The sequence below is a fragment of the Bacteroidota bacterium genome (assembly GCA_018816945.1).
Taxonomy (GTDB): Bacteria; Bacteroidota; Bacteroidia; order Bacteroidales.
Genome location: JAHIVC010000096.1, coordinates 23465 through 46693, shown reverse-complemented (window position 1 = coordinate 46693; position 23229 = coordinate 23465). Strand labels below are relative to the sequence as shown.

The 23229-nt window shown below is 36.6% G+C and carries 18 protein-coding genes; 10 read left to right on the top strand and 8 right to left on the bottom strand.

Going from position 1 to position 23229, the window contains the following annotated elements:
• From KKG99_13975 to KKG99_13940, 8 genes are all read right to left on the bottom strand, one after another.
• Positions 1 to 1869, bottom strand: a 1869-nt coding sequence (locus KKG99_13975; protein ID MBU1014103.1) for a TonB-dependent receptor, incomplete at its 3' end; no start/stop codon positions are given.
• 36 nt (positions 1870 to 1905) lie between these two features.
• Positions 1906 to 2241, bottom strand: coding sequence for a pyrimidine dimer DNA glycosylase/endonuclease V (locus KKG99_13970; GenBank protein ID MBU1014102.1), 336 nt, complete (start codon positions 2239 to 2241; stop codon positions 1906 to 1908).
• A gap of 10 nt (positions 2242 to 2251) precedes the next feature.
• Positions 2252 to 3466 carry a DUF1295 domain-containing protein gene (locus KKG99_13965; protein MBU1014101.1) on the bottom strand — a complete coding sequence of 405 codons (1215 nt, stop codon included), beginning with the start codon at positions 3464 to 3466 and terminating at the stop codon, positions 2252 to 2254.
• 12 nt (positions 3467 to 3478) lie between these two features.
• Complete coding sequence (locus tag KKG99_13960) at positions 3479 to 4024, bottom strand: CIA30 family protein (protein MBU1014100.1); 546 nt, start codon at positions 4022 to 4024, stop codon at positions 3479 to 3481.
• Entirely contained in the window at positions 4024 to 4482 is a 459-nt protein-coding gene (locus tag KKG99_13955; GenBank protein MBU1014099.1) for a peroxiredoxin, read from the bottom strand. Before KKG99_13955 ends, KKG99_13960 begins: the two co-directional genes overlap by 1 nt.
• Before the next feature lie 323 nt (positions 4483 to 4805).
• Positions 4806 to 5270, bottom strand: coding sequence for an SRPBCC family protein (locus KKG99_13950; GenBank protein ID MBU1014098.1), 465 nt, complete (start codon positions 5268 to 5270; stop codon positions 4806 to 4808).
• Positions 5271 to 5277: 7 nt separating this feature from the next.
• On the bottom strand, positions 5278 to 6693 hold the full coding sequence (locus KKG99_13945) for an SDR family oxidoreductase (protein ID MBU1014097.1): 1416 nt from the start codon (positions 6691 to 6693) through the stop codon (positions 5278 to 5280).
• A gap of 106 nt (positions 6694 to 6799) precedes the next feature.
• Positions 6800 to 7702, bottom strand: coding sequence for a fasciclin domain-containing protein (locus tag KKG99_13940; GenBank protein ID MBU1014096.1), 903 nt, complete (start codon positions 7700 to 7702; stop codon positions 6800 to 6802).
• A 173-nt stretch (positions 7703 to 7875) separates the two neighbouring features.
• Between KKG99_13940 and KKG99_13935 the strand changes: the two genes are divergently transcribed.
• The 10 genes from KKG99_13935 (at position 7876) to KKG99_13890 (ending at position 23225) form a co-directional block, all read left to right on the top strand.
• Positions 7876 to 8757 (top strand): MerR family transcriptional regulator, encoded by an 882-nt coding sequence (locus tag KKG99_13935; protein MBU1014095.1) that lies wholly within the window; start codon positions 7876 to 7878, stop codon positions 8755 to 8757.
• Positions 8758 to 8953: 196 nt separating this feature from the next.
• Positions 8954 to 12211 carry a peptidase S41 gene (locus tag KKG99_13930; GenBank protein ID MBU1014094.1) on the top strand — a complete coding sequence of 1086 codons (3258 nt, stop codon included), beginning with the start codon at positions 8954 to 8956 and terminating at the stop codon, positions 12209 to 12211.
• Between the two features lie 344 nt (positions 12212 to 12555).
• On the top strand, positions 12556 to 12984 hold the full coding sequence (gene fucU, locus KKG99_13925) for an L-fucose mutarotase (protein MBU1014093.1): 429 nt from the start codon (positions 12556 to 12558) through the stop codon (positions 12982 to 12984).
• Between the two features lie 23 nt (positions 12985 to 13007).
• On the top strand, positions 13008 to 14300 hold the full coding sequence (fucP, locus tag KKG99_13920) for an L-fucose:H+ symporter permease (GenBank protein MBU1014092.1): 1293 nt from the start codon (positions 13008 to 13010) through the stop codon (positions 14298 to 14300).
• A 297-nt stretch (positions 14301 to 14597) separates the two neighbouring features.
• Complete coding sequence (locus tag KKG99_13915; protein MBU1014091.1) at positions 14598 to 15752, top strand: adenylyltransferase/cytidyltransferase family protein; 1155 nt, start codon at positions 14598 to 14600, stop codon at positions 15750 to 15752.
• 345 nt (positions 15753 to 16097) lie between these two features.
• Positions 16098 to 16721 (top strand): fibrobacter succinogenes major paralogous domain-containing protein, encoded by a 624-nt coding sequence (locus KKG99_13910; GenBank protein ID MBU1014090.1) that lies wholly within the window; start codon positions 16098 to 16100, stop codon positions 16719 to 16721.
• A 270-nt stretch (positions 16722 to 16991) separates the two neighbouring features.
• On the top strand, positions 16992 to 18290 hold the full coding sequence (locus KKG99_13905) for a hypothetical protein (GenBank protein MBU1014089.1): 1299 nt from the start codon (positions 16992 to 16994) through the stop codon (positions 18288 to 18290).
• A gap of 599 nt (positions 18291 to 18889) precedes the next feature.
• Positions 18890 to 22063, top strand: coding sequence for a UvrD-helicase domain-containing protein (locus KKG99_13900; protein MBU1014088.1), 3174 nt, complete (start codon positions 18890 to 18892; stop codon positions 22061 to 22063).
• Between the two features lie 345 nt (positions 22064 to 22408).
• Positions 22409 to 22771 carry a hypothetical protein gene (locus KKG99_13895; GenBank protein ID MBU1014087.1) on the top strand — a complete coding sequence of 121 codons (363 nt, stop codon included), beginning with the start codon at positions 22409 to 22411 and terminating at the stop codon, positions 22769 to 22771.
• A gap of 34 nt (positions 22772 to 22805) precedes the next feature.
• Complete coding sequence (locus KKG99_13890) at positions 22806 to 23225, top strand: hypothetical protein (protein ID MBU1014086.1); 420 nt, start codon at positions 22806 to 22808, stop codon at positions 23223 to 23225.
• The last annotated feature ends 4 nt before the right edge of the window (positions 23226 to 23229 follow it).

Genomic DNA, 23229 nt, shown 5'->3' with positions numbered 1-23229 from the left:
TTGCATCAATATTTCCAGACCATAGCTTTTCCCATCAGAGCTTGAACTCACGGCCTCATTACCAATTACACCATATTCTCCACCTAAGTTAGCGAGTGAAATGCTATCAGCCAAAAGGAAGGGATAATTATTGTATTTTTTGTAAAAGCCTTCAATGCTGATTTTAGAATACTGGGTTGGATTATAGTCAAAACCACCAACAACATGATCGGCCCTAATATAGGTAACGCCATTATCTTTATTCACCAGATTATTCAATTGATCGCGATAACCCATTACGGTGTAGGCCGGAAGTTGATAATAACGTCCTATATTAAAATTCGCATTCAATTTTTTATTGATCGAATAAGAAGCTGAAAATCGGGGCGAAAGTTGATCAAATGGATTGTTCATCTGATCGGAGTAATTATTGAAATCGGTTCTTATACCTAATGACAGACTCAGCTTGTCTTTTGCAAAAGCCTTACTTATCTGAGTAAATGCCGAGAATTTATTGATTCGCAATTCTGATTCAAAATCAATAATCGCAATTGATCCGTTAAGTTCCTTTTTATTATATGTTGAATTGGTATAGCGCACATCTTCAAAACTGACACCAATGTTCCATTTCCAACCGGCTTTTCTTTTTGTACTCTCAAACCTGACTTTATTCTCTATTTCCTGCGAATTATAATCAAGCAAAAGTAAATTGGGCTGCTCAACATTATCCTGATATTTTATAGTTTTATTATTTAAGTGATTTCTACTAAATATCAGGTTTTGGAAGCTGTGATCGGAAAAATGGGTCCAGTTGGCACCGATAGCGTAATTCCATTGCGAGTTGACAGGCAGAACACCCAAAATATAGTTATTTCTATCCAGGATATCAATATCCGTAATTCCATCATTTACTTCGGTATTCAGCTTGAAGTCATCAATGGCAGCAAGACCGATTAATGTAATTTGATTTTTGTTATTGATTTTATAAACCTGTTTATATTGAAAATCGTTATATGTTGGCAGAAAAGGAAGTCCCAAAGCCTTAAATAAAAATTGCAGGTACGATCTTCTTGCCGAAAAAATGAAAGTCGATTTTTCCCCTAAAGGACCGTCCAGCGTCAATCCAAAATCGCTCGAACCCAGCATGAAATTACCGGTCAACTTTTCGTCGTTACCGTTGATTTGCTTAAATTCAATCACTGAACTGAGGGCGTTGCCGCGATTTGCAGGAAATGCGCCTGAGTAAAAATCAACCTCCCTGATAAAATTTACATTGATCATCCCAACAGGTCCTCCTGATGATCCCTGTGTGGCAAAGTGGTTGATGTTCGGGACTTCGATCCCATCCAAATAAAAACGATTTTCGTTGGGCGCACCACCACGGATAATGATATCATTACGAAAAGAAACGGTTGAAGCTACGCCGGGTAAAATCTGTATTACTTTTGAAATATCCCTGTTCCCACCGGGATTCCGATAAATTTCTGTAGCACTGATGCTACGCAAACTCACCGGACTTTCTTCCTTTTTGATAAATGGAGCCGCTTTAATTTCGATTTCGCTGAGTTCAGATGATTCTTCAATCAAAGAAATGTCAAGTATGGTCGGTTTTGTGGAGTTCACCATTATTTCGTAATAGATCGCTTTTTTGAAACCAATATAGCTTACCAAAACATTATAGGAACCCGGTTTCAGGTTTTCTATCCGATAATTACCATCCATATCCGAAGTTGTTCCTCGTAAGGTGCTATCGATCACAATATTTGCAAACGGAATGGATTCGTTATTGATGCTATTAAATACGCGTCCTTTGATTAGTCCTGTTTGGGCAAACAAGTTGCTTGACAGTAAGAATATTAATAAAGCTATATAGTATGATTTCGATTTCATATTGTAAAAAATTGAATTTCAAGAAGATTGTTTAGTTTATAATAGGCATTCGCAAGGTTTATTATTGAGTAATTCTTTTTGTTCATTTATGTTGTTTATAAAAATAGATTGTTTTCCTTCATCTTTTGCAATTTTTCCGATAAGCGGAGATTGATGTTGATAGCCACGACTGATCATTTCATTCACCAACAAGTCGTGACGGTGATTTGAGGTACCTTGTTTTCCAATCCAACGCAAAGTTTCAGGATGCCTTGCGTAGCCTCCAACACCTTTATGTTTAATGAGGATACTCCAAAGTCCATGTATTTCCCTATGTTCGCCAAACAAATGCTTTCTGCAAAGTTGTTTTGGATCGATGTCCCGAATTCTCATACTTTTTAATTTAATTAAGTTGCCATATCGAAAAATTTAATATGGTTGCAAAACTCACCCAGGCGATGTATGGAATCATTAGTATTGCTGCCCTTTTGTCAACTTTAAGGAACTGTAACGTTGTCAATATAATCATGATTAACAGTATAATAATTTCAAAAAATGCCAGTTGAGGATTTTGTAAACCAAAAAAGAGGATTGACCAAAGCATATTCAGTAACAATTGCACTCCATAAAACCCCATGGCTATTTTTATCGGTTTTTTTGACCTTTGTTTCCAAATTAAATAGCTGGCAATACCCATTAAAATATAAAGACTTGTCCATACAGGTCCAAAGATCCAGCCAGGAGGGTTCCAACTCGGTTTGCTCAATTCAACGAACCAGTTCCCAACACTTGTTGCTGTGACTAATCCCCCAATCATCCCTATAAGTAAGGTAAGCCCTACCGAGAGAAGGAGGGGGAAGGTGTTTTTTGGGAGCAATATACCTGTGTTATTTTTATACAATGTATAATCATGATCAGTGCCCCACTTTTTATCGGCTGATTTTTCGAGTAAAGGAATTCCGCTCACAAATAAAAGCAGCGTGGTTATAAAAACCGGACTGATTAATCCAATCAAAGCTTGCCCATTATTTAGCGCAGGTAAAATAAAAAGATATACCCCGATCCAAACAAGTATTTCTCCCAAATAATTCGGGTGGCGCGAATATTTCCATAAACCGGTGTTCACCCACTTACCTTTATTGTTTGGATTGTTTATAAAAATCGTTTTTTGATAATCACCTGTAGCTTCAATAATTAAACCAACTAACCAGATCAGTAATCCGGAATAGGATAGGAAACTAAGTTGTTCAAGACTCGTATTAAAAAAGTAAATGCTTGGAATAAGGACTACAAATACGGTAATCCCTTGCAATACCCAGAAACTTCCAAATTTTATGATGCTTTTACGCATGCTGTCGAAGCGATTGTCTTTACCAATCTTTCGAATGCGCAAAAGAAGGTAGGTTCCTAATCTGAACGCCCATATAAAAATCATCAAAAACAATAAAATATGAGGCAAATTCAAACTGCTTTGGATCAAACCAAAAATTGCCACCACCACAAAAGTTACCGAGTATGAAATATCAGTCAGCTTGTCTGTGTTAAAAAGATAAGCCGGAATAAACATGATCAGGTTAATTCCCAGGGCAATGACGAATGTAATAAGGAGATTGTCCATTTTATATATTTTTTAGTTAAATGCTATATAGTCGATTTCAATTTCAAAAGAGCCTTCTTGTTTGTCGTATAAAATGATCCCAATTCTCATTTCTTTCTTCATATTAACTGAGGTGAGTTTATTTCCCGTTTCACCTTCAATGGTAAATTCTTTAAAATCAGTCAATGGTAATGTGGCCGTTTCCCAGTCGGGAGTCGAAGAACCAAATTCATGTTTAAAGAACGGTTTGTAAAACCAGTCGGAGTTGGATAGTCTGAATGAAAATTTTCTGTTGGTATTCGTTTTAAATTTTATGGTGACCGTTTTGTATTGGGTAATATCTAACTTATCGCCTTCATTTCGGAGCGAAGCAAAACCACCGTTATTTCGGAGTGAAATATTCCCTTTAAACAGGATGCTATTTGATAAAAGCTGAACAGTTGATTCAGATTTCCCGCCCATTACACCATCATTAACAACAACCCAATTCTTCCCGTCTAAATTCTTTCCAAAATCTATTTTATATGCAGTTTCATTCATTGTTGTCATCAATAAAACTAATATGATTATTTGTTTCATTATAAGTTTTGAATAATTCTTAGTGCTTCATCCACATGTTTCGTAGCCTGAATTTGTGAATTAAAAATATAGACTACTTTTCCTGTTTTGTCGATGATATAGGTCACTCGACCCGGCAATAAACCCAGGAAATTAGTAGGAACTCCAAACTGCTTTCTGAGTTTGTTACCTTCATCGCTAAGCAAGGTGTAAGTTAGATTGTATTTTTCTGCGAATTTCTTATGGCTTTCTACCGATTGACCGCTAATTCCAATTACTTCAGCATCCGCTTGTTTAAAGACTTCAAACTGATCCTGAAAATAACAGGCTTCTTTGGTACAGCCCGGGCTGTCATCTTTGGGATAAAAATAAATTACCAAATTCTTTTTGCCCAATACGGTTTCAATATTAAATATTTTTCCATCCTGATCCATCAGCGTAAAAGGTGGCAACTGATTTCCTATTTCAATTTTTTTCATTTCCTGTTTGTTTGATTGTAAATTGTTTTTACCAAATCCAAGGTATGTTCCAAAAAGAACTAAATAAATGATCAGGTAAATCCGGTAAAAATTTCTAAATTTCATATACGCTTTATTGTTTGGATAAATCGTCCCAAATAACGCTTTTATTTCTTTTCCAAATATTGGTTTAATATTGATCAACCAACTGTCTGTTTCATAAACGATTTTACGAAACTTGCTTCTGTATATGGTGAGTGGAAGTCCCCATATAATAAATAGAATTATCCAAATATTTTCTTTAATGATCATGATAATTTAAAATCATTTAATACGTCAACTAACTAATATGTACCGAATATTTCAATCAGTGCATTTTCCCTATAAACAAAAATCTCATTCAACTTTTCCTTAATCACCAGGCGATTAGCAAGTTTACCGAGAAAGCCAAAAGGTGGTTTATAGGTAATGAGGTCAGTCATCAAAACACCTCCATCAATTTCAGAAATCCGATGCTCATGGTGCCAGATTTTATAGGGGCCAACTCTTTGTTCATCAATAAAGAATGCTTTTTCCTGTACTTGCGTAATTTCTGTCACCCAATTCATTTTTATACCAAAAATCGGTTTCACTGTATAACTGATCATCATTCCGGCATACATCTTATTACTAAGTTGGCTGGAATTGATATCAAAGCCCATGTAATCAGGAGTTATCCGCTTCAGATTTTCCGGTGCGGATATAAAATCCCAAATCTGATCGATGCCCGTCGGGATTTTTTGTTCTTTATAAAATTGGTAAATAGCCATCATATTGTTATTGAGCAATTCGTTTAACCATCCCTTTAAATATCATGTTATGAATTGGTAATAATGAATACCAATATAACCGGCCCATGATTCCTTTAGGCCTGAAAGTAGCCGTTTGCCATAAAACATCATTGGTAATCTTAAATTCAAGCCATGCTTCACCCGGAATTTTCATTTCAGCAAAAAGTAATAATCGTCCTTCATTTCTATTCGCATACAATACTCTCCAAAAATCAACGGCTTCGCCTGCAAATAGTTCATCATCATGTGTTCTGCCTCTTCTTAGTCCAACTCCTCCAAATATTTTATCAATGAAACCCCTGATTTTCCATAACCAGTCAGCATAATACCAGCCTTTCTCGCCTCCTATTTGCATTAGCTTATCAGTGCATTTTATGAAATCGGTTATTGGCCGGCTTCTTTGATCGATTAGGCAACCATGAGTCGGAACTTTAATAAATTCTGACAAATTAAGATTAAACCTACCACTGATCAATGAATCTTTCCAGCTCGAAATAGTTTGATGACTATCAATAACCAATAAGGTTTTTTCCAGAGCTTCATAATAAGATACTGGGGTAATATTTAGAATTTTGTTCAAATCATTATTTCTGCATATCACTTCGATTTTCATACTGCTCACCAATGCTGTCGCCAGTTTATAGGAAGTGGAGGTAACAAAATAAAGCCAGTAGGAAGATAGTTTTGGAGTCATCACCGGAACAATGAATATCTTTCTTTTAAGGCCTCTTACTTTGGCATATCCAAGCAACATTTCTTTGTAAGAAATCACATCCGGGCCACCTATGTCAAAGCTTTGATCGAAGGTATTTTCATTCAATAATGTTTTTGAAAGAAAACTAATTACATCCTGAACGCCAATCGGCTGACACTTTGTGTTAAGCCATTTAGGGGTAATCATGATCGGCAGCTTTTCAACCAAATCGCGGATAATCTCGAAAGATGCACTACCTGATCCGATAATGATCCCTGCTCTCAAAGTCGTTAAATGATAAGTCCCTTTGAATAATTCTTCCTCTACTGCTTTTCGGGAGGACAAATGTTTGGACAGTGATTTCTCATTGACGATGCCACTTAGATAAATAACCTGTTTTGCGGCAGTTTTATTAATTGCTTCCCTGAAATTTATGGCAGATTTGCTTTCCAGTACCTCATAATTTTTTGAGATAGACATAGAATGCATTAAATAATAGGCAGCATCGATGTCTTTCGGAATATTCTTTAAAGTATCCTTATCCAGAAAGTCAACTTCTATGATATGAATCATATTTAACATGGATGCCGGTGGATTAAAACGGTTTTTGTCCCGCACACAGCAAACAACTTCATGATTATTACCTAAAAGTTCAGGTAGTAACCTCTTGCCTATATAACCGGTAGCTCCTGTTAAAAGAATTTTCATAGTTTAAAATATTTTATACAAGGTAAGTGTTTTTTTATTATGAAATCGGTGACACCTTCGTGCCACCGATTAAAAACACATCCATTAATTCAATCGCTTTCAAGTATTATTTTGGTAATAAAACATGGTCAATAACGTGTACTACGCCACTTCCAGACTCAATATCAACAGCAGTTATTTTCGTTTTTTCATTAATATAACTACCGGAAGATTTTGAGGAAAAGAATAATTTCTGACCATTGACAGTTGCTGCTTCTTTCGGAATACCTGAACTTAGCACTTTTGCTCCAACCACATGATAGGTGAGTACTGAGGCTAAAGTTTTCGCATCAATATTCACCGGATCAATTCCTGAAGCTAGAAATGCTGCATTATCAGGAGCAAAAATAGTTAGATTCGGAGTGTTTAGCAGTACTGAAACTACATCGGCCTTTACTACTGCCCCAACTAAAGTTGAAAAACTCTTGTTGAAAAATGCAGGTTCTAAAACAGTATTCACAAATTGCGCGATCGAAGCAGGAACTAATACCTGATCAACAGTGTGAATAACGCCATTGGAAGCTTTCACATCAAAAGGACTAACAACACTTACCCCGTTCACTTTTATTCCACCGGCAGTTGTTAATTTAATGCTTGTTCCTTCTAAAGTGTTAGCGTTACCATCTTTAATCTGGGATGAAGTGACTTCACCCTGGATTACATGGTAAAGTAAAATTTGTTTTAGCACAGATACCGGAACATCATCAAGACTTTTTTGACCTACTGCTGCTAAAAGATTTGCAAAAGCTGCATCTGTTGGAGCAAATACTGTAAATGAACCTTTTGAGTTAAGTGGTTCAATCAGGTCTGCTTTTGTTAATGCGACTGCTAATGAGTTGAATCCATTTTCTACTGCGAGCTCTACAATTGTTTTTGAAGTTTTGTTCATTTCAGAATTTACTTCATTCTTGTTTGCCATTAATGTGGTTGACAAACTAAATACCATTAAATATACAAATAATTTTTTCATGTCTAATAATTTTAAGTTTAAAGTTCGACAAATATAAGTAAAAATATTTGTAATGTCCAAGTAAAAAATAATAAAAGTTAAACAATAAAATGAAAATATGAACTATTTAGCTGATATTCTTGTTGTTTGAAATTAATAATTGTTTATATTTGTTATCTTAAAAGCTAAACAAAATGAAATATTCAATGACCGAGGTCGAAAATCTGACCGGAATTAAAGCACACACCTTGCGAATTTGGGAACGTCGATATCATTTCCTAAAACCAGATCGAACAGATTCCAACATTCGGTATTATTCAGATGCACAATTAAGATTGCTATTAAATATAGATATACTTTCAAGGAATGGTTATCGGATTTCACAGATCGATACGATGTCGGTTGATGAGATTAACAATCAGGTAATACTGGTCATGTCGCAAGCTTCATCAGATAATAAAGATGAAATAAATGCTTTAACCATGAGCATGCTTAAGATGGATGAGCGTGAATTTGATCAGATTTTTACAAGACGTGTCACACGAAGTGGATTATTAAATGCAGTGAAAGATTTGATCTATCCATTTTTAAACCACATCGGGATTTTATGGGGGGCCGAAAAGGCAATCCCGGCTCAGGAGCATTTTATTTCGAATTTAATTCGCCAAAAGCTCATTTCTGCTATTGAAATGATTCCAATTCCTGCGGTACAGGCACCCAAAATTTTATTTTTCCTGCCCGAGGGCGAGGACCATGAAATTGGATTGCTGCTATCTTCGTTTATTGCCAAAGATTTGGGTTGGAGGGTTTATTATCTGGGGCAGAAAGTCCCTGTCAACAATATAAAGGATGCTATCCATATTGCAAATCCGGATTTATTAATGACCATGCTTATTACCCCAAGAGCGAATAAGCTGATTCACTCTTTTTATTCAATCATCAATGAAAGTTCCGTTCCATTATTGGTTTCAGGCAATTCAACAAACTTCCATCCTGAGATGGCAGCTCCTGATTTTGTTTTCATTTCGAATCCCGATGAGTTTATCAGTTATCTGCAGAATTGGAAACGCATATAAAATAGGAGTGACTCTTTGTTTTGTAAATATAAAGTGTTGTTTGAAATGAGAAATAACCTACTTCATCCATTTCTCTCATTTCTTGAATGAGATTCAACCAATGTGATTAAAATAAAATGCTAAATTTACAACCGATCGAATTTTGTCGATCTGTAATTCTCTGATTTAATTAGTAACCTTTTAATATTTCCAAAATATGAGAAATTATTTCATCCTGATTTTTGTACTTTGTTTTAGTGGTTTATTTGCGCAGGAAAATGCGCAATGGATTCGTTATTCCGCAATTTCTCCCGACGGAACGCAGATTGCATTTACCTATAAAGGTGACCTTTACACCGTTCCGGTTGCCGGAGGCGATGCTAAAGCTTTAACATTTCACGGGGCACAGGATTTTATGCCCGTTTGGAGCAATGATGGTAGCAAAATCAGCTTTGCCTCTAATCGTTACGGCAATTTTGATATTTTTATGATGGATGCGAAAGGGGGCGAACCTACACGACTCACTTATCATTCAAATGATGAATTCCCCTATACTTTTACTTTGGACGATAAGAATATCGTATTCGGTGGGCAACGCATGGATATCGCTGAGCATCGCCAATTTCCGACAGGAGCCCAGCCTGAAGTTTACCAGGTAGCAGTTATCGGCGGAAGGGTTGATCAACTCTGGACTATTCCGGCTGAAGATATTCAGATTAGTAAAAACGGAAAACAGATGATCTATCATGATAAACCTGGAGGGGAAAATACTTTCCGTAAACATCATACTTCATCGGTAACACGTGATCTTTGGAAGTACGACAAAGCAACGGATCAGCATACCATGATCACTTCTTTCAATGGTGAAGACAGAAACCCGGTTTATAGCCCGGACGAAAAAAGCATCTATTATTTAAGCGAAGAGAGTGGAACCTTCAATGTTCATAAGTTAAATCTGGATAACCCTCAGCAAAAACAGCAAATCACCCGTTTTGATTTTCACCCTGTACGTTATTTGAGCATTTCCGACAATGGGCTTTTGAGCTATACCCAGCATGGGGATCTGTATACTCAAACCGAAGATGGTGAGGCAAATAAATTAGTTGTCAATGTTCGAACCGAAGCTAAAATAAATAATGAACTGATCATTCCGATCAGTGGTAATGTGAGTGAAATGGCAGTTTCGCCAAATGGCAAAGAAGTAGCCTACATCGTTCGTGGTGAGGTTTTTGTATCATCCGTAGAAGCAAAATTTACCAAACGAATCACAAGAACCCCTGCCCAGGAACGTTTTGTAAGTTTTTCGTCTGACGGAAAATCTTTGATTTATGCAAGTGAACGGGATGCAAACTGGGGTATTTATCAAACAAAAAAAGTTGATGATAAAGAACCTTATTTCTATGCTGCAACACTGTTGAAAGAAGAAGCTTTGATTTGCAATGAAAATGAAAATTATCAGCCAAAATATTCTCCGGATGGAAAAGAAATAGCTTTCATCGAGAATAAAGTATTCTTAAAAGTTTATAACCTTGCTTCGAAACAAAGCCGCACACTGCTTACTAAGGATGAGCTTTATTACATGCAGGATGGAGGGCAATTTTTTGAATGGAGCCCCGATAGTAAATGGTTATTTGTAGAATATACCCCGGTTCTGGCGAATCAGGAAGTGGTATTATTGGCGGCAGATGGCAAACAAAAGATGGTCAATTTAACCGAAAGTGGTTATGGCGATCAGTCGCCAAAATGGGTAAATGGCGGCAAACAATTGCTGTGGTTCAGCGATCGCAATGGATTGCGCTCTCAGGCAAACAGCGGTTCAAGGCAACAGGATGTGTACACCATGTTTTTAACCCAGGATGCATGGGATAAATTCAATATGACCAAAGACGAATATGCCCTTTGGAAAGAAATGAGCAAAAAGCCTGAAAAACCAAAACCCGAAGCCGATGCTAAGAAAGTGAATGATAAAAAAGCGGATGACAAGAAGGCTGCCGAACCCAAAAAGGATTCGACCCTTGTAAAGATCGACTTTGATGGTTTAACAGACCGTAAGGCCCGTTTGACAATACATTCTTCGGCCTTAAGCGATGCCGTTCTCTCCGAAGATGGCGAAACACTTTATTATTTGGCAACTTTCGAAAGAGGTGTTAATTTGTGGAGTACAGATTTACGCACCAAGGAAACCGAAATGTTGATCAAATTAGGCGCACGTTCGGGTAGGTTAACCTGGGATAAAGAGATGAAAAACCTGTTTTTATTGGCCGACGGTAAGATTTCAAAAGTTGATGTGAAAGGGAAAAAAACCACTCCGGTTACGATTAATGGTGAACTGACTGTTGATCTGGTCGCCGAACGTCAACACATGTTCGATCATGTTTGGAAACGCAACAAAACCATGTTCTACATTTCCGATTATCATGGAGCACCTTGGGATAAACTAAGGACAGCATACGAATCAAAACTACCTTCAATTGGAAATGATTTTGAGTTTGCGGAACTCCTGTCAGAAATGTTGGGAGAGTTGAACGTTTCACATTCAGGCGCAAGATATGGTTTTACTGATCCGAATGGTGATCAAACAGCTGCTTTGGGCGTTTTTATTGATTATACCTATCAAGGCGATGGAATCAAAATAACTGAGATTATTAAAAAAGGGCCACTCGATAAAGAAAGTATCAAGGTGAGCAAAGGAATGATCATTGAACAAATTGGCGGTGAAAACATCAATGCCAATATTGATTTTGCCAAATTACTGAACCGTAAAGCCGGCGAATTCACTTCTATTACTGTTTTCGACCCTCTAACTAAAACCCGTCAGAATATTACTGTAAAACCGATCTCTGTGCGTCAGGAAAGTACCTTGCTTTATGAGCGTTGGATTAAAATGAATGCCGATGAAGTGGATCGCATGAGTGGTGGAAAACTGGCCTATGTGCACATTCCTGGCATGAGCGATGGACCTTATCGCGATGCTTACGAAAAAGTGATGGGTAAATATCACGACCGTGATGCCCTGATCGTTGATACCCGTAACAATGGTGGTGGCGATCTCGTTTCTGATCTGGCCATGTTTTTTACAGGCAAAAAATTTATCGATTATGCCATCGAAAGTCGCTCCATTGGTTATGAACCGGGTTGGAGATGGACCAAACCTTCACTGGCCATGGTAAACGAATCGAACTATAGTGACGGAAGCTGTTTTGCATGTGCTTATCAGGAACTTGGTATTGGAAAACTGGTGGGCATGCCTGTTCCCGGAACTTGTAGTTTTGCCGGTTGGGAAATGCTCCAGAACGGAACCGTTCGATGGGGTTCAATCCCTTTGAGTGCAAAAAACAGCAAGGGCCGATGGATGGAAAATGACCAAACCGTTCCTGAGATTATGGTGAAAAATATGCCTGGTGTAATCGACAAAGGCCGCGACCAACAGCTTGAAGCAGCCATTGAAGACCTACTGAAAACGGTTAAGAAATGATGATTTTTAAAGGATAATTGTTGATTGTTTAAGGTTGAATAATTGAATTATGAATGAAGCGCTTCCGAAAGGGGCGCTTTTTTTGATTTTCGATTGTCAATTGTCAATTTTCGATTTTCAATTTATAGTTTGTATGAATTTTATCTGAACTTCTGAACTTTTGAACATCTGAACCTTTAGCAATGAAACAGTGAAAGAATGAAACAATGAAACATGAAACAAAGAGCTAAACATTCACATCATCACATCATTACATCGGCACATCATCAAATTATCACATCAGCACATTGAAATTTTCCCTATCTTTATTCCTCACAAACACATTCATTTAAAACCAAAGACCCATGCTCAAAGGAATATCTCCATTAATCAGCCCCAAATTATTAAAAACATTAGCCAGCATGGGGCATGGCGATGAAATCGTATTAGCCGATGCACACTATCCGGGCAAAAGCCTGAACAAAAATGTTATCCGGGCGGATGGCCTGAAAATAGCCGACCTGCTGAAAGCGATCATGCCTTTATTCGAATTGGACAATTATGTTCACTATCCGCTTATTATGATGAATCCGGGTGAGGGTGATAAACTCGATTTAAAGGTTGAAGCATCCTATTTAAAAAGCATTGCTCCTTTTTGTAAAACGGTACCTTTAATTGAACGACTTGAAAGATTTAAATTCTATGAAAGATCAAAGGGTGCTTTTGCGATCGTGATGACAGGCGAAACCGCAAAATATGGAAATATCATACTTAAAAAAGGGGTTATCACCTAAGCGCTGACTTTCAAAAAGAATTTATGCATTCGAAAATTAAAATTGTCGACCAAAAAAACCTTTTTCCGTTTATATTGATCACCAGTTTATTTGCACTCTGGGGTTTCGCCAATGATATTACCAACCCGATGGTTGCTGCATTTCGAACGATCATGGAAATATCGAATTTCAAGGCTTCACTCATTCAGCTCGCTTTTTATGGAGGTTATGCAACCATGGCGATCCCTGCAGCCTTGTTCATTCAAAAATATTCATATAAAAAAGGAATCCTGCTGGGATTGGCACTTTATGCCATAGGTGCATTATTGTTCTGGCCCGCCGCTCAATTTCAAATGTTTGGGATCTTTTTAGGATCGCTCTACATTCTTACATTCGGATTGGCATTTCTGGAAACAACCGCAAACCCATTTATTTTGTCACTGGGTGCAAAAGAAACAGCCACCCAACGGCTGAACCTCGCACAAGCATTCAATCCCATGGGTTCATTACTGGGAATGTTTGTCGCCTCAAAATTGATCCTTGCAGGATTGGTATCTGATAAACAACGAAATGCCGCAGGCGAATTGATTTTCTCAACTTTGGATGAAACGACCAAAGCTGCCATTCGTACCAACGACTTAATGATCATCCGTAATCCCTATGTGGCATTGGGACTGGTAGTTATCATCATGTTTGTGGTTATTGCCATGATCAAAATGCCCCAATCGGGTCAGGTAAATAAAGTGGATGTAAAGGGTTCCATAAAAAGGCTTTTGACGAACAGTTTGTATCGCGAAGGTGTGATTGCTCAGGTATTTTATGTGGCGGCTCAAATCATGTGTTGGACCTTTATTATCCAATATGCCGAAAATCTGGGCATCGATAAAGCAACAGCTCAAAACTACAATATCGCGGCCATGTTTGCTTTTCTGATCGGAAGATTTGTGAGCACCTTTTTAATGAAATACATCAATGCACGAAAACTGCTGATGTGGTTTGCCATTGCCGGAATGATCACGATTTCGTGTACCATTTTGATTGAAGGCATGATCGGATTGTATTTTCTGATTGCAACTTCTGCGTTCATGTCCTTAATGTTCCCAACCATTTATGGAATAGCTCTGGGAACTGTTGGAAATGACGTCACCATGGGTTCAGCAGGATTGGTCATGGCCATTGTTGGCGGAGCATTGATGCCACCACTGCAAGGGGCAATTATCGATTTGGGGCGTGTTGGCTTTTTACCTGCAGTGAATGCCTCCTTCGTATTGCCATTGATCAGCTTCTGTGTTATTACGGTTTATGGATACCGATCGTACAAAAAACGCTTAATATAAATAATTCCCCGAAGCTCTGCTTCGGGATTTCAGTATAATCTCCCCTGAATATCAGGGGAGATGTCAGTCGATAGACTGACAGAGGGGTAAAATAATAAAAATTCGTATTTCAGCCATAAGCTGAAATAAAGTTAACGAAACCTGCTTGGTCGCCAGCCTGCCGGACTGGCAGGTCAGGCAAGTACCGCATGGCTCTGCCACGGGGATAGTCAACTTTAAGAATTTTTTTATTTGCCACTTAGCATGCTTAATGTTACGTCTGCATTGATTTGATTAAGCTTAAATAGAACAAGAATCATGAGTAAGAAAGTATTTGTTTCCGGATGTTACGATATGCTCCATAGCGGGCATGTCGCTTTTTTTAAGGAAGCAGCAAAATTCGGAGAAGTGTATGTCGGGATCGGGTCCGATCAAACCATTCGCGAATTGAAGGGGCGCGACACCGTTAACAGTGAGCAGGAGCGCCTGTACATGATCAGGGCTGTAAAATATGTTAAAGAAGCCTTTATCAATAAGGGTTCGGGAATGATGGACTTCGAAGAAAATGTGCGGAACCTGAAGCCCGATTATATAGTGGTGAATGAAGACGGATTTTCTCCGCTCAAAGCAAAATTTTGCAGAGAACTTGGAATTGAATTAAAAGTGTTGGAGCGGATTCCCGATGCGGGATTGCCTGCCCGATCGACCACCGCTATCCGTTCGTCGGATAACTGCAACTTGCCTTACCGGATTGACATTGCAGGTACCTGGATCGACCAGCCCTATGTTTCGAAATACCACCCGGGATGGGCCATTACCTTATCATTGGAGCCCATAGTCGAATATAACGAGCGTTGCGGAATGGCCACATCAACCCGAAATGCAGCGAAAAAATTATGGCCGCATAACCTGCCCATCGATAAGCCTGAAAAGTTGGCCGAAATCCTTTTTAAATATGAAAATACGCCGGGTTCCGAATTGATTTCCGGTGCTCAGGATGCGATCGGGATTTGCATGCCCGGCTTGGTTCGCCATTATTACGATCATGCTTACTGGCCCGTAAAGTTCGAGGAAATTCATGACGAGAGTATTTTGTTTTGGTTAGAAAAGCACCTGAATATGGTACTGCTTTGGCCCCGAAAGCAGGGGCTCGATTTGCTTAAGGAAACCTATATTAACAAAGAAAATGTTCAGGCATTGGCCGATGCCTCCGAAAAAGCATGGGAAGCTGTTAAAACCAAAAATTTAGAAAAATTTGCCGAAGCCTTTTTGAATTCTTTCAAGGCACAAACCACCATGTTTCCGGCCATGATGGACGATAAAATAAAGGAGATTATTGATCATTATAAAGACAAAGCCCTGGCCTGGAAATTGGCCGGTGCAGGCGGTGGCGGCTATCTCATACTTTTAACCGAACAACCCATACCGGGATGCATGCAAATAAAAATCAGGCGCAAAGAACTGGGAATGTGATTGGCTGTTGGCTGTTAGCTGTTAGCTGTTAGCTCTTAGCCGTTGGTTAATTTTTTTTACTAAAAGCCAATAGCTAATAGCTAAAAGCAAAAATTCGTATCGATTTTTTAATTACATTTATCTCAGAAATTCTGCCTGCTAAAGATACACGCGAAAGGTTCAGGATTTTTGCTTCCCCAATAAGCATTGAATTTAACTCAATTTTAAGAAATTGAGAAAAGATATAAAACATAAAACCCTTAGCGATAGTTCCCTATATAGCATGTATTGTGTAAATACATGAACTTAAATGCTAATTACCCGATTGATGAAAAAAATATCACGAACACTTAAAATTTTCTGAAGATGAAAAATCATATGAAGTTTATTGTTGCAACGCTAATAGCGGCATTCAGTATTTGTGCAGGTACTTTTGCACAAACAGATACGATGATCGATACCCGGGACGGTAAAGAGTATAAAACCGTTAAAATTGGAACTCAGATTTGGATGGCGGAGAACCTTAATTACGAAACAAATTCCGGCAGTTGGGTTTATAAAAAAGATCCATCTAATGCAAGTATTTATGGCAGGTTGTATGATTGGGAAACAGCCACAAAAGCTTGTCCTTCAGGTTGGCATTTACCAAGCGAAAAGGAGTGGTTAACATTAAGAGAATATTTGGGCGGTAAATCAATTGCAGGAGGAAAACTAAAAGAAGAGGGTACTGCACATTGGGAAAGCCCGAATAAAGGAGCTACCGATGAAACCGGCTTTTCGGCTCTTCCCGGTGGCTTGCGCAACCAAAATAATGGATTTCACTACATTGGGAAGCACGGGCAGTGGTGGACTTCTACATGGGAATATGGAGGCCTTGAGCCTGGCATGAGGTATATGGATCTGTCCTCAAAAAGTACAAAATTACTACAGTACATCGGCAAAATGAGTTTTGATAAAGTCGGGCTTAGTGTTCGTTGCGTCAAGAACTAATGTACTTATTTATCAATTAAATTTAGTATTACTCTCAAATCAGAGAAGGGATTTGGAGATTGGCATCATCTATTAAATTGTTTCACCAACATACGCAGGGGAACAAAAGTTATAAAACTTAGGCGGGTTCGAGCCCGAGAAAAAAATTACATTTTCAATTTACATAAACTACCATTAAACGAAAGCATAGCCTCATTCAAACTGATCATTGAAATATAAAATAAAGCGTTCGCTCATGAATAAAGTTTTAAACCCTTAAAATTTATTGTTATGAAAGCACTTAAACTAATTTCATTCATGCTCATTTGCAGTTCAAGCTTGTCGTTTGGACAAGGAAAATGGATCAATTTTGGTAAAGAGGATGGTTTAGCTTCCACCTGGGTCAGGGAATGTTTGGAAGACCAACAGGGAAACATCTGGTTTTCTACTGACAAAGGCCTCAACAAATTTGACGGTGTGAGATTTGAAACCTTCACTAAAGATGAAGGATTACCATTAAACACCGTAACCAAACTTTTTATAGATAAAAATGGAATTATCTGGTTTACAACAGAACCACCTAATTCCTTTGCCGTTCTGGCCGGCGAACTTTTGGAAGCCTTAGCTAAGAGAGGAAATGGCTGGGGTAGATACGATGGGAATAAAATCGTTTCGTTTATGAATAAAATTTCGTCGGAATACCTTTGGAGCCAAATAACCAATGTTGAGGGTGAAATCTGGATTGGAGGGGTTGTCAGAAAAAGTAAGATGGGCTTTTTTTTGATTGACTATGATGGGCAATCATGGAATCCCATTACCCAATTGGGTGGAGTTAATTTCTCACCAATCAGTTATTTTTATGTCGAAGGGAAAGATAATATCTGGTTTTCATCAGGGGACCCAAAGGAAGATTTTATATTCCACTTTGATGGATCGAATTTGATTTCGTACGGCGAGAAAGATGGCCTGTTTTCAAAAACCATTTGTAAATTCATTAAAATGATATTGAAGGATAGAAATGGGAATTTATGGTTTGGTTCATCTATAGAAGGAAAAGCCGGAGGCTTAATGAAATTTGACGGGACTAGTTGGACCGCCTTTAAAGAAGACGACGGGGTATTGGGAAAAAGCATCGACCACCTCATGGAAGATATGGATGGGAATATTTGGGTGGCCACTAATAAGGCAGTGAATGTATTTGATGGAAGTACCTGGAAGAATTATACCGATAAGGATCAGTTACCCGGAAAATATATTTCAATAATTACAACCGACAGTAAAGGACGTGTTTGGATCGGAACATCAGGAGGATTGGTACTTAACGATCATGGCAAATGGAGTACAATAGACAAAAATAACGGACTGACGCATAATTTTGTAAGAAGCATTGTTGAAGATAGCAAAGGAAATATTTGGATTGGTGCAGCTTCTACCTGGCAAAGTGGTGGTGTATCCGTTTATGACGGTAATACCTGGGAAAAACCTGATTTGCCTAAATTATGGGCCAATGATTTTTTCGAAGATTCAAAAGGCAATATTTGGATCTTAACTTTTGGCAGAGGGGTGTTTAAATACGAATATCCGGATTAAACCTATATGGTTCAGATTTGACCTGCAATCCAGAATGAGGATGAACTGATGATATTTTACATAGAAAGTGTAAGCGAAATTATTACAGTTAGCTGTTAGCTGTTGGCTGTTAGCTGTTGGCTGTTAGCTGTTGGCTGTTAGCCGTTGGTTAATGTTTTTTTACTAAAAGCCAATAGCTAATAGCCAAAAGCAAAAATTCGTAACGAATTTTTTATTACATTTATCTCAGAAATTCTGCCTGCTAAAGATACAAGCGAGAGATCAGGAATTTTTACTCCCCAAAATATTGAAATTTTGATCGGTTTTAACGAATCGATAAAATATATAGAACAACAATACCGGACTGATACATCCTTATTTGGGTGGATAAAGAACAGTTTATGGACTTTATATAAAAGTTGTACGCAAGCCGAAAAAACGACACTGCAACCAGATTAACGACTGATTAAAAGAAAAAAAAGAATATGCCGATGCACAAAAACAAGAGTGTTCCAGCCCTTCCCACTACCGTCCCTTCGCTTCCACACACTTGTTTTTCCTGCCAACGCACGCTGATTTCTAACTTGATTAATTTACTTTTATAGAAAATCTGATTTATAATGTTTGCTAATTATTTCAATAGGATAGAATACTTTTTAAACCGTAAAAAGGGAATTTCATTTTATAATGCTGTTTCAAATCAGGTTGGAGAGTTCAGCGAATCACTTGATAGCGTTGGTATTACTAAGTTATTTATAAAATCTTCCGACATAAGCAGAGGGTCTCAAATTCCTGATATTAATGTAATTAATTTTGAGTTCTTTGTTTTTTTTCAGGATTTGGATATTGATACATTCAAAACAGTTGTTGAGGAAATCGTTAACAAATTAATATATCCAGTTTACTATAAAAATATCCCCATAGCTTTTTTTACATCCATTGATAAAAATGAGTATGCCAACATTCAAATAAATAGTAGTTTAATACACACAGATTCTAAAGAGATTCTTAGACTATTGTTTATTGAGCAAATTTATTCCTTGTTGAGTCAGGTCAATATTACTTATAATTCAATTTCAAACTCATTAGATGTTGACATTAATTATACTCCAATTGAATTAATTACTAAGAAATTGTTAGAGGAAAATAATATTTCATATAAAGCACAAGTAAAATTAGGCCGACATTATGTTGATTTTCTAGTTGAAAGGGGAGATAAAAAATTAATTGTTGAATGTGATGGACGTGAATACCACAATCCTAATAAGGATTTCGAAAGAGATAAGGAATTACAAAAATTCGGAATTCGTATTTTAAGGCTAACTGGTTCTGAAATATTTAATTCTCCTTCTAATTGTCTTGAAAAAATTGAGCAATCTTTAAATGTTCCAATTACAAGAAATGCAAAATCAATTGATAGTAATCTGGACGATAGCCAAAAAATGGCCTTAACTCATATCACAGGGCCAAGCAGAGTTTTGGCTCCTGCTGGCTCTGGAAAGACAAAAACATTAGTAAATCGTATTTCTCATTTAATAAATGAAGGAATTGATGAAAATAAAATTCTTGCTTTGGCATTTAATAAAAAAGCTGCTGATGAAATGTCTGAAAGGTTGGATAAAAGAGGCATAATTATATCAAAGAAACTAAGTGAAGCCGGAGTATCAATCAGGACATTTCATTCTTTTGGATTTGAGTTGATTAGAGATTATTTAAGATGGCAATTCAATGGTGAAAGAGAAATTTTAGATACTAGAAATTTTATTAGACAAGCTTATACGCCGTTTATTAATGTGCCTGGCTATAAAGTAAATGACACCATTGATAAGATGCTTGAAGCACTTAGAAAAGCAAAGATGGAACTCATCCCAGTGCATGATATTAGTGTGGAACTTGATGATAATATAATTGCCTTCGATGACATCTTCTACAAGTATTTAGAAATTCAAAAGAATCATAATTTTTTCAATTTCGATGACATGATTTATTTATCCTTGCGAATTCTGCTAGATAACAGAATAGCAAGGAATAGTCTTCAAAATAGATTTCAATATATTTTAGTTGATGAATTTCAGGATTTGAACGAAGCACAGCTTCTTTTAATGGAGATTTTATCTTTACCCAATAATAATCTTTTCATTGTTGGGGATGATGACCAAATGATTTATGGTTGGCGTGGAGCAAAAATTTCACACATATTAAATTTTCCTCAGCGGTATGTGAATTCGAAAGATTATACATTATCTACCAATTATCGTTGTACCAAAAAGGTAGTAAAACATTCAAGTTGGTTAATTCAAAATAATAAAAGTAGAGTTCCAAAAGACATCAATCCAAAACTTAATGCCGAAATTGGAGAATTTCAAATTGAAATAGCGGACAATCTATATGAACAGGCTGTTAAAGCAGTTGATTGGATTAGAGAACAAAAAGAAAAGTTAAAAATAAATTGGAAAGAATTTGCAGTATTATATAGGTTTCATGAATTTCAATTTCCGATAGCAATGCTTTTAGATAGTTATAACATACCTCATACTCCAATTAATAACTATCGACTATTTGCAAAAAATCCCGGGAAAGATTTATATGCTTATTTAACTGTTTTATTGCATCCAAACGATGCTACAAATGAAAATTTTGAGCGAATTCTAAAAAGACCGAATAAATATTTTACTAATGAATTAATATCACATGCAACAAATTGGGATACGTTTATAAATCTACATGAAATACCTCATGAACAATGGAGGAAGGATAATGTCAGAAATTTTATTGAACAAATTATTGCAATTAAATCAAAGGTTGGTATTTCTTTAGATACACCTGAGAAATTAGTAACAGCAATTTTCGACACTTTTAATTTCAAAGCATATTACAAAGACCAATCACTCGTTGTTAATGAGATTGAAAAAGCAGGTGATGATATTTTGCTTGAAGTTATAGTGTCTGTCTCAAAGCTATTTAATTCAATATCTGATTTTTACTCACAAATCTATAACTCGATAAACGAGCCCTATGAACGAAATGTCACTACTGAAATAAACAATAATGAAGTACAATTAACAACAATACACTCAACAAAAGGCAAAGAATTTACAAATGTCGTATATTTTAATTTGTCTCAATATGATAATCCACAAAGTGAGAACCAGTTAGAGGAAGAAAGACGCGTTTGTTATGTAGGTGTCACAAGAGCTATAAAAAACATTTTAATCACAACAACTACTGATAAGCACTCTGCTTTTTTAACAGAACTTATTAGGAATCCAGAATTTTTAAAATCCTCCACTATACAATTAAATAATCTTCTTTCACAAGCAAAACAGGATGAAAAACTGATACTTGGCAAAATTGAACACTTAAATAAAGAAATTGAGTCTATATTAAATAATTATCCTGAGCTGAAGGGTGAAGAACTTCAAATAAATAAGAACTTGATTGGTGTACTTCAAAAAAGAAAAGTTGAACAATTACAAAATAAATATCCTGAACTTAAAGGAAAACCTTTAAAGGTCAAAACACCGATATTTAAAAGCTATTTTATAAATCAACGTCTAAAACGCATCGAAACATCACAAAAAATCGTTGAAAATCTTGAGAATGAAATTGAGCAGATTACTTTATCCGAGATTGATTCTAGAAAAAACAAAGTTTCTAAAAATGCACAACTTATAGATGAATTAAATAATAAAATCTTAAATATTTCAAATACAGATTTAGTAAAATGCAGGGATAAAATAATAGATATTAATAGCGAGACTTATTTTAGAGAAATTTTTCCATTAAATAATTAGATGACAAATAGATATTTATACATATCAGCCCGCACCTTCCCTGCGCTTTCAGGCACATTTGGCATTCCCGCAAGGCTTGCCCTCAATCCAAAAATGCCAAAAGAGCCTTCAAGCCCGTCCCTCTCCAGCGCACAGACTGAGAGACAGTGCGTTAAAAATGAGACAAATAGATTAGAAAACAATAACGGCCAGCGTACAACACACAATATAAAACAGTTGGAGTTCAGTGGTTTACGAGCGTTTGGTTCTCGCATCAACTTTTTCCAACGGTGGATACGAACGCGCTCCGAAAACCCAACCATTTCATATTGTCAACCGTTAGGCACAATTTAAAAAAACGTTCCAATGAATGACAAAAAAAGCTCAATAAAAAATGAACTAATTGAATTGATTCAATTTGGAAGATATTTGTATTACAATGAAGCACTGATAGAAAAAAAACTATCAAGTAAGGATGTTGAACATTTAAAAAAGTTGGAAGATTTTATCTTATTTAAGAAAAAACTTATAACAACAAAGACAGCCTATCATAAATGGTATTCAAAATCATTACCCACACTTAGACAATTGTTGCCAGATAGAGTTGATGAATTTCAAAAACTATATATCATTGAAAAGAGAAATATTAAAGAGATTTCATATTTGACTTATACAATATCTGATTATTTTTTAGGATTAAATATTACGAAAGGTTGGGAAAAAAACTGAAGTTGTAAATCCATTTAATGCTTTCTCTTCAAAAATGGAACAGCAAATTGAAATACTTAATTCATGTTTGGACATTATTGACTCAAAACTTGCAGACATCGAAGGAATATTACAATCTGAACTATTCGAAAATGAATTGGAAACAGCAAAAGATATACTAAAAAAGAAACATATTAGGGTCGCAGGTGCACTTGCTGGTGTAACTCTAGAAAGTCATTTGAAAAAAGTTTGCAAAAATCACAATCTAAAATTCAGAAAACCAAACCCAACAATTGTTGATTTCAATGAAGAATTAAAGAAACAAGAATCGATTGACTTAACAACTTGGAGATTGATTCAGCGATTAGGAGATATCAGAAATCTTTGCGTTCATGCTAAAGAAAGAGAACCTACTAAAGATGAAGTTGAAGATTTAATTAGAGGTTGTGAAAAATTGATTGCAGAATTAATATAAAAAC